The organism is Micromonospora sp. CB01531 (assembly GCF_001905095.1).
Lineage (GTDB): Bacteria > Actinomycetota > Actinomycetes > Mycobacteriales > Micromonosporaceae > Micromonospora.
Genome location: NZ_LWLS01000006.1, coordinates 1 through 11,775 on the forward strand (window position 1 = coordinate 1; position 11,775 = coordinate 11,775).

Consider the following 11,775-nt stretch of genomic DNA (forward strand, 5'->3'; position numbering starts at 1 on the left):
GCCGCCATTTGCCCACGGTGGACAGGTGCACACTCAAAGCCGTTGCCACGTCTGTGTTCGACGCGCCTTCCGCGCACGCCAGAATGATCTTCGCGCGCATCGCGAGGACCTGCGCGGACTTCGCCCGCCGTGACCAGCGCACCAGCGTCGCGCGTTCCTCGTCGGACAACACCAGCGGCGGGGTGGGACGCCCGGTCCTCGGCATCCCACCACCCTACACCCACTTATGAGGCGAATTTCCGGCGCAGAACACTAGTGCGAGAGTGCGACATTGCCCGGCCGGGGATCTCGGGCCCACGTCATCACGGTCGGTGACTGCCAGCAAGGCCCGACTGTCGTGTCCCTCCACGAGGAAATTCCCGTGTCCGCTGTCAACCCGAGACGGCCTCGCGCCGAGATCAGCAGGGGAGCGGCGGACGGCACCAGTACAGAACCAGGCCCGGATCGACGTGCGACCCTGCGGCAGGTCGGCCCTCCCGCAACGATCGGCTATTGACGTCGGCCGGATGTGGTGGTCAGCGCGATGGGCAAACCCTGCCTGGCGGCGCCCGCGGCTGACCGCTCGGCTTCCGGATCTACCGAACTGAGTAGGTTGCCGGCACTCGGTCGAGGCCGCTGGGCCTTGCCGTTGCGTGGGGGTTGTTTGGCGGTCAGCGGACGGCGTCGGTGAGTCGGGTCGTGAGGTCTCGGATGTGGGCGATGAGTTCGGGTGGTTGGTGGATCTGGAAGCGGAAGCCGAACGATGCGACGTAGATGGCGAGTTCGTCGAGGGAGTTGGATCCCGTGTGCAGGAGGCAGGTGTGCGGGTCGACTGCCTCGATGACACCGACGGTGGGCGCGATCCGTTCGACGGCGGTCTCGGCCGGAGCGTGGAGGGTGATTCGAGCCTGATAGCGGTAGGGGGCGGTGGAGACACCGTGGGTGAGGTAGCCGGCGAGGTTGACGTCGGGCGCCGGTCGGGGGGTGAAGCGAGGGCCGGTCGGGATACGGGGACGGATTCGGTCGACCCGGTAGGTGCGCCAGTCGCGCCGGTCGGTGTCCCAGCCGACCAGGTACCAGCGCCGGCCGGTGTGGACCAGCCGGTGAGGTTCGGTGTCGCGTACCGAGTCGGTGCCGTCGTGGCTGAGATAGTCGAAGCGAACCCGCTCGTGGTCGCGGCAGGCGGCGGCGAGGACGGTCAGCACGTCCGGGTCCACGGTGGGGCCGGCGGCGGGGACCGTGACGGTGACCGAGTGCAGCAGGTTGACCCGGTGCCGTATGCGCGAGGGCAGTACCTGTTCGAGCTTGGCCAGTGCGCGTAGCGAGGTTTCCTCGATGCCGGTGACCGTGCCGCTGGCGGCGGTACGTAGCCCGATGGCGACGGCGACGGCCTCCTCGTCGTCGAGCAGCAGCGGCGGGAGCTTCGTTCCGGCGCCGAGCCGGTAGCCGGCCGCGCCGGGGGTGGCGTGCACCGGGTAGCCGAGGTCGCGCAGTTTCTGGATGTCACGCCGCACGGTCCGCACGTCGACCTCAAGGCGCTGCCCAAGCTCTGCGCCGGTCCAATCACGCGGGGTTTGCAGCAGTCCGAGAAGCCGCAGCAGTCGGGCGGAGGTTTCCAACATGCCCAGAAGTTTGCCATCCGCCTAGGGCGAAACCTGTCCTAGCTGCCTCATAGTGTGACTGCCATGAGCGAAGAGATCACCCCGTTCCAGATCAACATCCCGCAGGACCACCTGGACGACCTGCGTCAGCGGCTCGCCCACACCCGTTGGCCGGGCGAGGTGCCCGGCGCCGGCTGGGAGGCCGGGGTGCCGTCGGGCTACCTGAAAGACCTGGCCGACTACTGGCAGACCAAGTACGACTGGCGTGCCCACGAGGCACGGCTGAACGAATTTCCCCAGTTCACCACCGTCATCGACGAGCAGACCGTGCATTTCCTGCACGTGCGTTCGCCCGAGCCGGACGCGCTGCCGCTCATCCTCACCCACGGCTGGCCCGGCTCGGTCGTGGAGTTCATGAAGATCATCGGCCCGCTGACCGATCCCGCCCGGTACGGCGGCGACCCCGCCGACGCCTTCCACGTCGTGGCCCCGTCCCTGCCCGGCTTCGGCTTCTCCAGCCCACTCGCCGCCCCGGGCTGGAACACCAACCGGGTAGCCCACGCCTGGGCCGAACTGATGAACCGCCTCGGCTACGACCGCTACGGGGCGCAGGGTGGCGACACCGGAGCGATCGTCTCCCCCGAGCTGGGCCGCATCGACCCCGATCACGTGCTCGGCGTGCACGTCAACAACCTGGGCACCTTCCCCTCCGGTGATCCGGCCGAGCTGGTCGGCCTCACCGAAGCCGACCAGGCCCGCCTCGCGCTGATGACGACCTGGGGCCGGGACATGAGTGGGTACGCCATCGTCCAGTCGACCCGGCCGCAGACAATCTCCTACGCCCTCACCGATTCACCCGTCGGCCAGCTCGCGTGGATCGTCGAGAAGTTCAAGGAATGGACCGATCCGAGCGCCGCCCTACCCGAGGACGCCGTTGACCGGGACCTGATCCTCACCGACGTCTCGGTGTACTGGCTGACCGGCACCGCCGGATCCGCCTCCCGCATCTACTACGAAGACGCCCGCACCTGGGGCCAGGCCCAGCCACGCTCCTCAGTACCGACCGGGGTGGCGGTGTTCCCCAACGACATCACCATCCGGCCCCTCGCCGAACGCGACCACAACCTGGTGCATTGGACCGAGTTCAGCCGCGGCGGGCACTTCGCCGCCCTGGAAGCACCCGACCTCCTCGTCGGCGACGTGCGCGAGTTCTTCCGTAAGCTCCGCTGACCGCACCCAGCCAGGCCGGCCGTTTCGTCGCCCGGACCGCTCGATCCGGGCGACGAGACGGCACGTTCCGCGCTCAGCCGAAGCCTGGGAACGCCCACCCGAACCACGACGCCGGGAGACGTGCTCGATGACCAACCTTTCGACGATGGTGCCGCGGCTGTCCTGGCCCGATGTATGGGGTCGGCGGCTCGACCGGCACGGACTATCTGCTCCGGTACACGGCCGGCCAGCCGATGCCGTTGCCGCCATGTGCGGCGCGCACGCTCAAGTGCTCTCCGCCGCTGAGGTGTCCATCGGGTTGCGCGTAGCCGGTGCCACCCGCAACGACGTTCGGGACGCGCTGTGGAAGGAACGTAGTCTGGTCAAGACGTTCGGGTCGCGCGGCACCGTGCACCTGCTGCCGACGCGTGAGCTGCCGCTGTGGACCGGCGCGCTCGGCGCCCTGCCGGCGTCCTCGAACAGCATGCCCGCCGACGCGCGGCTGACCCCAGAGCAGACCGACGAGGTCGTCTCGGCGATCGCGGAAGCACTGGCCGACGCGGAACTGACCATCGACGAGCTCACCGCAGCGGTGGTCGCCCGCACCGGCTCTTGGGCCGCCGACCCGGTGGTGCCCGGGTTCGGCGGCATGTGGCCGCGCTGGCGACAGGCGATACACCTTGCCGCACACCGCGGGGCACTCTGTTTCGGCCCGAACCGTGGACGGAAGGTCACCTACACCAGCCCGCAACGGTGGCTGCCAGGATTCCGGCCTGCCCCGGCACCCGACGCCCTCGCCGGCCTGGTCCGCCGCTACCTGCACGCGTACGGCCCGGCCACACCGCAGCAGTTCGCGCAATGGCTGTCCGCGCCTCGCCGCTGGGCGACCCAGTTGTTCGACTCCCTCGCCGGCGAACTGCAACAGGTCGACGTCGCCGGCACGGTCGCCTGGGTCCCGGCCGGCGACACCGCGCCGGCACCCGTGCCACCGCACGGGGTACGGCTACTGCCGTACTTCGACGCCTACACCGTCGGCTGCCACCCGCGCGAGCAACTCTTCCCCGGACCTGCCGCGCAACGCGCACTCTCCGGCGGCCAGGCCGGCAACTTCCCGGTACTGCTCATCGACGGCACCATTGCCGGGATCTGGCACCTCCGCCGCTCCGGACGCAAACTGCACATCACGGTCGAACCGTTGACCACGCTCACCGTCACCGAGCGCCGGGACCTCGACGACCAGGTAGACCGAATCGGGGAGATCCTGGAAGGCAGACCACAGTTGACCATCGGCCCGGTGGCCGTAGGCGGCCACGCGTAACCACGCCAGCGCCAACCGATGCCGGACACACAGTGATCGGTCTGCGAGCGTCGACAACGCCCGCGCATGCCGCGATCCGCCCGCGTGGCAGTCCCTCCTGGCGTCACGCACTAGGCGACGATGAACGAACCTGGTCCAGACACGACCGTTCGTGCGCTGAAGGTGGCCATATGGCCATATGACCACCGCTGGCACGGGCCGGGCCACTAAAGGAGGCGTTCGCTTTGCCTGTCGGCAGGCTTCACCATTTGATCGTCGACTGCTCAGATCCGATGGCCGAGGCGCGCTTCTGGAGCGCGGTCCTCGGCGACCCGATCACCTACGCGGACGAGGACTTCGTCGTCGTGTCGGCCAGCACGGCGGCGTCCGGGCTGGCGTTTCAGCGCGCCGCCGACCTGACGCCGCCGACGTGGCCAAAGCCGGCAGTGCCGCAGCAGATGCACCTTGACGTGATGGTCGACGACCAGGACGGGGCGGGTGAGACAGTGCTCGCACTGGGCGCGCGGCGGTTGCCTGGCGATCACGTGTATGCCGATCCCGCTGGCCACCCGTTCTGCCTGATCAGGCGTCCTACCTGGGCGCCGCCGGTGAACTGAGCTCAGCCCTGGCTCGTGCTCCGGACCGGCGCGGCTCCCTTCGGCGGCCACCTGATCGTCCGGCCGCCCGGCAACTGCCGGGCCGGCCAGTCTCGGAGACCCACGGCTTGATGCGGTGCGCACAGGTAGCCGCGGTCCGCGTGCTATGCGGCGTCACGAGATGCTGACTCGGCCGGTATACCCACATAGCCGATGAGCGGATGCGGGCGTGGATCAACCAGCATAATGTGCTGGCTCGGCTAATTCTCCCACCTGAACAGCTCAGGATGCTTAGCCGCCTCGGCTTGGAGGCGGGGTAGGTCTGCCGCGTGGAGGGTTACGAGGCCACAACTGACGCAGGCCAAAGCGCGGACTGACGTCACGTCTCGAGTGCCCCATCCTCGCCGCGATGGCCGCCACAACCGGATGCTCTGCTGGTCTATGTCGGTACGTACGCCCGTAGCCACACGGCTGCCTCCACACGTAGGGCAGGGCGAAGTCGGCGTTGGCAGATTCTCGGCCACGGCGGTATGTCTACCAGCCAGAGTCAACGGCTGTCCCATCCGCATATAGCCGCGATCCGAGCGTTACGGATCGTGACCACTTGCGGCCGGAGGAACGTCCGGACGTGTCGAGTTGAGTGCGTTCCGGGCTGCCGCTGCCTCATGTTCGCCAGTTCCGTCGCCAGCCCGTAGACGACCTGGGATCGTGGACGCATCGGGAATAGTCCGCTCACCTGGTGACCGGGTCGGACGGTCAGCGCCCACTGGACTTCATGATCGCGCGTCGAACTGGGCGCGGGCCTGAAAGACGCGGTCCATGTGTGTCTCTGCCCAGGTCTTGATCGCGACCATGACTGGGAACAGGTCGTGGCCGAGCGGGGTGAGCTGGTAGTCGACGCGGGCAGGCACCGACGCGGTCACGGTACGGGTGAGCAGACCGTCGCGTTCCAGTGTGCGCAGAGTCTGGGTGAGCATCTTCTGGCTGACGCCGGCGATGCGGCGGGCGAGGTCGCTGTGCCGCTGCGGACCGCTGGCGAGCGCCGCGATCACCAGTGCCGCCCATTTGTCGGTGAGTGTGCTCAGCAGTTCCCGGGTCGGGCAGGCCGCCAGAAACGCGTCGTAGTCGCGTTTGGCCTGCTCTCGTCGTTGTCCCGCGGTCGTCGTCGCCATGTGCCATTCCTTGTCGGTGCCCTAGGCACTTCCAGGTGCCTACTTTCTCACGGTGCCCAGGATACCTACCGTAATGGCGATCATGACGTTCAGCGGAGGGTACGGCGATGCGCGCAGTCAGCTATGCACAGTTCGGAGGGCCGGAGGTTTTGCGGGTGGTGGCGGACTTGCCGGTGCCGCAGCCGGAGCCGGGCCAGGTGCGAGTACGGGTCGCCGCGTCCGTCGTACACCCGGTTGATCTCATGGTTCGCGCCGGTCGATTCCCGGCACCACTGCCGGCCGGGCTGCCGTACGTACCCGGTTGGGACGTGGTTGGCACGGTCGACGCGGTGGGACAGTCCGTCGGAGATCTCACTGTGAATGACGACGTCATCGGCTTCTCACCCTGGTTGCGCACCACGGTCGGCGCCCACGCGGAGTATGTGGTCCTCGATGCCGCATGGCTGACCGCCGCGCCTGTCGGCATTCCCGCCAGCGAGGCTGCGACCCTGCCGACCAACGGCCTCGCCGCCGCCCAAGCCCTCGACCTGCTCGCGCTCCCGGCAGGCTCGTCCGTGCTCGTCACAGGCGCCGCGGGGCAGGTCGGCGGGTTCACCCTGGCGCTGGCCAGAGTCGCCGGCCTGCACGCCACAGGAATAGCGGCGGCTGGCGACCGCGAGTTCGTCGAGTCGCAGGGCGCGGCGTTCGTGCCGCGCTCGGACGATCCGATCCCGGGGGCGGCAGCCAGCTTCGACGCGGTTGTCGACCTCGCAGTGATCGGCTCGTCACTGATGCAACTGGTCAGGGACGGCGGCGGTTACGTGGCCGCCTCACCCCCGCTGCGCCCGGAGCCGGTCAGGGGAATCCGGACGTTCGCACTGAACGTGCTGCCCGACAGCAACCGGCTAGGCGAACTGGTGAAACTGGTAGAAAGCGGCGACATCCCGCTGCGGGTCGCCGGTGTTTACTCCTTCACCGACACGGCAGCAGCCCACCACCGGCTGGCCCAAGGCGGCGTGCGCGGAGGCGTAGTGATCGTTCCCTAGCCTGCCGCACTGGGTCACCGCCCCACCACGCACTCTCGTGCCGCAGACAAGGGGCGGTGCCAGAAGCTACAAGCTTTCCGTCGCTACATTCGCTTCGCTCCAGAGGGACAACCATGCTCATCAACATCGCCAACGTGCTCGCCGGACTGATCGGCATAGCCGTCGTCCTCATGGGCGCGAAAGCCTTCCGGGCGCCGCAGGCCGCAGCCGGCTTCGGTATCCCCGACACGCCAACCGGGGACCGCACCTTCCATGCCTGGCTGACCGTCAAGGCCGTGCGCGACATCGCCACGGGACTTTTCACTCTCATCCTGCTGGCGGGAGCGACACCCCACCTACTCGGCTGGTTCATGCTGGCCGCCGCCGGCATACCCGTCGGCGACGCACTGATCGTGTTGCGCAGCAACGGGCCCAAGGTGGCCGCTTACGGCATTCACGGGGCCACCGCGGTGGTGATGCTGGTGATCAGCGTGCTCCTGTTCGCCGGGTAATCGATTGCCACACAGCAGTACCGCCGATCCCCCGGATGCGGCCTCCCCGGCTCGTCACCGCGTGGTCGAGGACGGTGCTGATGGCCCGACACTCGAAAAAGACCTGGAAGGAATCATGCTCAGCTTCGAAATCACCCCGATAGGTACCGTCCGGAACGCGAGGACGGACGTTCAAGACACGGACAACTGGGGCGCGGTCCGCAGCACGATCACCGTCGACGAGCGCTTCGGCGATGCGTGCCTCCAGGGCCTGGAGGGCTTCTCCCACGTGGAGGTCCTCTTCATTTTCGACCAGTTCCCGGACCACGGCGACTACCGCGAGCCCCGTCCCAACCGCGGCCGTCCCGACCTCCCGCCCGTTGGCGTGTTCGCCGGCCGCGGCCCTCGCAGACCGAACCGCATCGGGGTGACGTCCTGCGCCATCGACGGCGTCCACGGCCGTGAACTGACGGTGGTGGGCCTCGACGCGGTCTCCGGCACCCCGGTTATCGACCTGAAGCCAGTGATGACGGAGTTCCTACCGGAGAACGTCAAGCAGCCGGAATGGGTCAGCCGCCTGATGTCGGAGTACTTCCAGCCCTAACTAGGTCACGTGGAATGCGGCGCCAACCACGGGCAGACCGAGGCGGGTCCGACGGCACGACCGGATCTGGCCGATGTGAGTGCGCCTGTCAATCGATTGTCACCACACGCCGGAGGTCGTCCCGGTTGCCGGAGAGGAAGATCGTTACCTGATTGCCCTCCACGGCCAGCTCGATGCATTCCGTGGTTCGGTCCAGCAGCCAGCCAACGGGGCGACACCCCCGGCCCCACCCTCGCGCCTTGACATGCCATTTCACCTCCGCATAGACGTCTTCGCTGGATTGACCGGGGCGGCCTCTGACCGTCATCGTCCGCATGCATGATCCTGAGCCGCAATCGGCGTCGTCGTACGGATGGACCGTGGCGTGCAGGCCATCCGGCATCGGCAGCACCCGGTCGGCCGCCGGGAAGAACGGCCCTGGTCGCCCGAGAACCGCGCCGCAGCAGAGCACCACCAACAGCCAGCCGGCGAACAGGAGCGTGGGCACGGCCACCCCGGCCTGGCTTCCCGGGCCGCGTCGGCGTCGTTCAGCCAGGCGGGCGGCAGCCACCACCAGCAGGGCGACGGCCAAACACGCAAGGGAGATCTCCCACAAGCCGCGCGGCAGGAAGTGGATGAGCGTGGCGGCGAGCGCGGTCAGCCCGGCGAGGGCCAGTGCAACCAGCCACCGGGTTCGGGACACCCGCGACATGGGAAGCCACAACAGCAGAGTCGGCCCCATCGCGAACATCACCAACCGCACCGACTGATCATGCCAGAGCGACACGAAGGCCAGGACTATTGCGACTACCGCCGCCCAGACCCACCACGGCCAAGCGGCGATACGAGTGAAGGTAGTCGTTCGACGCATGCCAAAGACCGTATGCGACCCGAGTGATCGACGCGTGAAGGGAGCGTGTGGGTGCGCCCGAGATGCCGGCGGGTGGGGCGAGCACCGGCCGACTGTCCACGGATGGCGACGCGCGGTGCCGAGGACAGTGCTTGCCCTCCGGCACCAGGACGAATGTTGGCCCTGGCTGGGTCGGGAGTCTGCTGCCTACAGTTGGCTGCTGTGGTGGAGTTGCCTGAGTTCGGCGTGCTGTTAGGGCGGCTGCTGGCGCATAGGCGGGCCGATCCGGCAACGGTGGCGCGGGCTGCGGGCGTGTCCGTACCGGAACTTGACGCCGTGCTGGCCGGCGGTCACGCGAGTGCCCTTTTGCTGCGTCGTTTGGCACCTGCGTTGGGTTTGCACACTGCGGACCTGTTCGTGATCGCCGGTCATGACATGCCGACCGACCTGGCCCCCGCAAGGGGCACCCGTCCCTGGCATGTCGGGCACGTGATGAGGTCGGCCATGCGCGTGTTCGGCAAGCGTTTCGACCGGTTGCACGAGTTCATCTGCTCGCTTCCGGTGCGCCTGCCTGCCGAGCCGCTCCCGCCGCCGACGCGATCCGCGGCAGGGCCCGGTGCGTTGGTGATGGGCTTGCTGGCCAATCGGAACATCCGCCCGCACATCGCGCAGCTGCTGTACTTCGTGGGCGATGGACCGTATGTCTCAGACTCGACGATCTACCGCGTGGTACACGGCGACTCGGCGTTGACTGCGCGGTACGTCACCGCATTCGCGGCTGTGCTGGGTGTTCCGGCCGGTGACCTTGCGGCCCTGACCGGCGTCGGTCCGCCTGTCGACACCGCGCGGCTGTACCCGCGCCGGGCAGAATTGGCCGCAGTGGCCTGGGATGCCAGGCGGCTGAACAGCGAGCAACTGTCGCAGGTTCAGCAACTCGCGTTCGACCTGGCACAAGTCGCGCGCAGGTAGGACAGCCACTGCCTGCCAGGCGACGGGACCGAGTCCAAGTGAGATCCGATGCTTCGACGTATACCCGACGGCGCATTGTCATGCCGCCGTCCGTGCGTGCTGACCGATCAAGGGCGATCACGATCGGCAGGTGGCCTTTGAATCGGCGGGCATCCTGAACTGTCGAATTGAGTGCGCCGACGGCGCTACGTCGCCTTGTTGGGTAGGACGTCTGCTCGCGATCACGCCGTAGTCATCCTCCAGATGTGCCCGGCTGTGCCCCGGTTCGTTTGCTGATCAGGGACGTTACAGCCAGCTTTCGCGCTGTCGCTGCAGTCCGTCGAGTACCAGGTCGAGTCCGATATCGAACTCCTCGGTGTACGCGTAACCAGGTTTCAGGGCGCGGTCGAGGATCATCTCGGTGAGGTGCGGGAATTCGTCGCGGGGCATCTGGTTCAGGATCGAGCCCGCCACGTCCTCGAGGTCGACGGATGATTTGAAGGGCAGGCTGAGCTCCTGGAGCGTGTACCCGTAGATGTAGCTGTCCAGCACGGAGAACGCGTGTGCCGCACCAGCGATCGAGAAGCCTCCTGACCGTAGACAGCCGATGACCGCGTTGTGGTGGCGCAGCGTCGCGTGGCCCGGGTTTGTCCGCGAGTCCATCAGGCTTATCGCCCACGGGTGGCGGATCAGTGTGCCACGCATCGAGACTGCCCGCCGTCGCATCGCGGTTCGCCAGTCGACGTCCGACGGGAGCTCGATCTCGCCGAAGACGAGGTCGATCATGCCGTCGAGGATCATGTCCTTGTTGCGGAAGTGGTGGTAGAGCGACATGGCCTCGACGCCGAGCCGCTCGGCGAGCCTGCGCATGCTCGGCGCACCGGTGCCGGCCTCGTCCGCCAGCGCGACCGCTTCGCGAAGCACGATCTCCTTGCTGAGTGAGGTGCGGCGAGGCGTGTCGGCTGGCTCCGTGGCCACGAGGTTCTCCTGTCTAAGCGGATTGGACGGCTTGACAACCTTACACCGCAAGGTTGTACCTTACGGCGTAAGGATAGCGGCGGTGGTGAACTGAGGAGAGGGTCGTGGAATCGATCGGTTTGGACGGGGCCAGGAAGCCGGGCACCGGCAAGAGGGTGTGCATTGTCGGCGCGTCCGGGAAGCTCGGGCGCTACATGTTGCAGCACGCGTTGGACCGCGGATACGAGATCGTGGGCGTGTGCCGGGAGCAGAGCGTAAACAAGCTCGCTGAGTTCGAGGGACGGATCAGGGTGATCCCCGGAGCGACCGACGACCATGCGGTCATCGCACGGGCGGTGAACGGATGTGACGCCGTACTCACGGTGCTGGTGCCGTGGGGGGTGAACCAGTATGCCTCCGGTACGGCCCAGGCCGTGCTCGACCACGCACGTCCAGGCGCCCGTTTGATCTTCTCCTGCGGCTGGCACATCACCCGCGACGGGAAGGACGTATACACCCGGAAGTTCAAGATGTACGCGGCCGTGTTCGGGCGGCTGGCGAAGCTTGCCCGTGTCGTGGACGTGGACGACCAGGTGGAGGCGTGCCGCAGAATCTTCGCCAGTGACACCAGCTGGACGGTCGTGCGTGGCAGCGACCTGGAGGAGGGCGAGAGTCAGGGCCTGCCGCTGTGGAGTCGGCACGTGGGTGACCCTGTCCTCGCGAGCAACCTGACCCGTCGCGTGGACTACGCCCGTTTCATGGTCGAGGCGGTGGAGAACGACGCCCTCGTCCACGAGGCCCCGGCCATCGTCGGCCGGCTGACCCCATCGGCCCTCGCCCACGCTCGTGGCCCGGCGTGAGCGTCCGGCTCGCGTTGCCGATTGTTGAGAAACTCGAGTCCGCTGAGCCCGGCGGTCGACCACTACCAGCGGCTCATGATGTACGTTCTCGGGTCATGCGCGGGCTCCTGCGAGCTGCGGGTAGAGCGCTTCGATGGGCGCGGCAAGTCCGGCCTTCACCTGGATGCTGAGCTCGTCGGCGAGGATCTCGTAGCTGCCGGCTTCGATCCCGTCGTATGCCGAGCGGAC

13 protein-coding genes are annotated in these 11,775 nt (G+C 67.7%); 8 read left to right on the forward strand and 5 right to left on the reverse strand.

What is annotated here, in order from left to right; genetic code table 11:
- The coding region (locus A6A27_RS03695; RefSeq protein WP_143193849.1) for a helix-turn-helix domain-containing protein at nucleotides 1-205 on the reverse strand (205 nt) is incomplete at its 3' end.
- A 445-nt stretch (nucleotides 206-650) separates the two neighbouring features.
- Nucleotides 651-1,601, reverse strand: coding sequence for a helix-turn-helix transcriptional regulator (locus A6A27_RS03700; RefSeq protein ID WP_073832951.1), 951 nt, complete (start codon nucleotides 1,599-1,601; stop codon nucleotides 651-653).
- Between the two features lie 75 nt (nucleotides 1,602-1,676).
- Here A6A27_RS03700 and A6A27_RS03705 point away from each other — a divergent pair, with 75 nt between their 5' ends.
- From A6A27_RS03705 to A6A27_RS03715, 3 genes are all read left to right on the forward strand, one after another.
- Nucleotides 1,677-2,810, forward strand: coding sequence for an epoxide hydrolase family protein (locus tag A6A27_RS03705; RefSeq protein ID WP_198940173.1), 1,134 nt, complete (start codon nucleotides 1,677-1,679; stop codon nucleotides 2,808-2,810).
- Between the two features lie 247 nt (nucleotides 2,811-3,057).
- On the forward strand, nucleotides 3,058-4,107 hold the full coding sequence (locus A6A27_RS03710) for a winged helix DNA-binding domain-containing protein (RefSeq protein WP_198940172.1): 1,050 nt from the start codon (nucleotides 3,058-3,060) through the stop codon (nucleotides 4,105-4,107).
- A 248-nt stretch (nucleotides 4,108-4,355) separates the two neighbouring features.
- Entirely contained in the window at nucleotides 4,356-4,703 is a 348-nt protein-coding gene (locus A6A27_RS03715; protein ID WP_274534518.1) for a VOC family protein, read from the forward strand.
- 752 nt (nucleotides 4,704-5,455) lie between these two features.
- Here A6A27_RS03715 and A6A27_RS03720 read toward each other — a convergent pair.
- Nucleotides 5,456-5,854, reverse strand: a complete 399-nt coding sequence (locus A6A27_RS03720) for a winged helix-turn-helix transcriptional regulator (RefSeq protein ID WP_073832954.1) — start codon at nucleotides 5,852-5,854, stop codon at nucleotides 5,456-5,458.
- Between the two features lie 107 nt (nucleotides 5,855-5,961).
- Between A6A27_RS03720 and A6A27_RS03725 the strand changes: the two genes are divergently transcribed.
- The 3 genes from A6A27_RS03725 to A6A27_RS03735 all read left to right on the forward strand — a co-directional run bounded on the left by A6A27_RS03725 (nucleotide 5,962) and on the right by A6A27_RS03735 (nucleotide 7,953).
- On the forward strand, nucleotides 5,962-6,879 hold the full coding sequence (locus A6A27_RS03725) for an NADP-dependent oxidoreductase (RefSeq protein ID WP_073832955.1): 918 nt from the start codon (nucleotides 5,962-5,964) through the stop codon (nucleotides 6,877-6,879).
- Nucleotides 6,880-6,992: 113 nt separating this feature from the next.
- Entirely contained in the window at nucleotides 6,993-7,370 is a 378-nt protein-coding gene (locus A6A27_RS03730; protein ID WP_073832956.1) for a DUF4267 domain-containing protein, read from the forward strand.
- Nucleotides 7,371-7,431: 61 nt separating this feature from the next.
- Nucleotides 7,432-7,953, forward strand: a complete 522-nt coding sequence (locus tag A6A27_RS03735; RefSeq protein ID WP_241825051.1) for an SAM-dependent methyltransferase — start codon at nucleotides 7,432-7,434, stop codon at nucleotides 7,951-7,953.
- Between the two features lie 88 nt (nucleotides 7,954-8,041).
- Here the strand turns inward: A6A27_RS03735 and A6A27_RS03740 are convergent, their stop codons facing one another.
- The gene (locus tag A6A27_RS03740; RefSeq protein ID WP_143193850.1) at nucleotides 8,042-8,803 is read right to left on the reverse strand and encodes a hypothetical protein; all 762 of its coding nucleotides are present in this window, start codon (nucleotides 8,801-8,803) and stop codon (nucleotides 8,042-8,044) included.
- 201 nt (nucleotides 8,804-9,004) lie between these two features.
- On the opposite strand from A6A27_RS03740, the gene A6A27_RS03745 reads away from it, so the two are divergent.
- Nucleotides 9,005-9,751 carry an XRE family transcriptional regulator gene (locus tag A6A27_RS03745; protein WP_143193851.1) on the forward strand — a complete coding sequence of 249 codons (747 nt, stop codon included), beginning with the start codon at nucleotides 9,005-9,007 and terminating at the stop codon, nucleotides 9,749-9,751.
- A gap of 285 nt (nucleotides 9,752-10,036) precedes the next feature.
- Here A6A27_RS03745 and A6A27_RS03750 read toward each other — a convergent pair whose 3' ends face one another.
- Entirely contained in the window at nucleotides 10,037-10,654 is a 618-nt protein-coding gene (locus A6A27_RS03750) for a TetR/AcrR family transcriptional regulator (RefSeq protein WP_241825052.1), read from the reverse strand.
- A gap of 158 nt (nucleotides 10,655-10,812) precedes the next feature.
- On the opposite strand from A6A27_RS03750, the gene A6A27_RS03755 reads away from it, so the two are divergent.
- Nucleotides 10,813-11,547 (forward strand): NAD(P)-dependent oxidoreductase, encoded by a 735-nt coding sequence (locus tag A6A27_RS03755; protein ID WP_073832959.1) that lies wholly within the window; start codon nucleotides 10,813-10,815, stop codon nucleotides 11,545-11,547.
- The last annotated feature ends 228 nt before the right edge of the window (nucleotides 11,548-11,775 follow it).

Bases quoted from the DNA above. Each gene is read 5' to 3' on its own strand.
- A6A27_RS03730 (WP_073832956.1), top strand. From the start codon at position 6,993: ATGCTCATCAACATCGCCAACGTGCTCGCCGGACTGATCGGCATAGCC.
- A6A27_RS03700 (WP_073832951.1), bottom strand. From the start codon at position 1,601: ATGTTGGAAACCTCCGCCCGACTGCTGCGGCTTCTCGGACTGCTGCAA.
- A6A27_RS03740 (WP_143193850.1), bottom strand. From the start codon at position 8,803: ATGCGTCGAACGACTACCTTCACTCGTATCGCCGCTTGGCCGTGGTGG.
- A6A27_RS03710 (WP_198940172.1), top strand. From the start codon at position 3,058: ATGTGCGGCGCGCACGCTCAAGTGCTCTCCGCCGCTGAGGTGTCCATC.
- A6A27_RS03720 (WP_073832954.1), bottom strand. From the start codon at position 5,854: ATGGCGACGACGACCGCGGGACAACGACGAGAGCAGGCCAAACGCGAC.
- A6A27_RS03725 (WP_073832955.1), top strand. From the start codon at position 5,962: ATGCGCGCAGTCAGCTATGCACAGTTCGGAGGGCCGGAGGTTTTGCGG.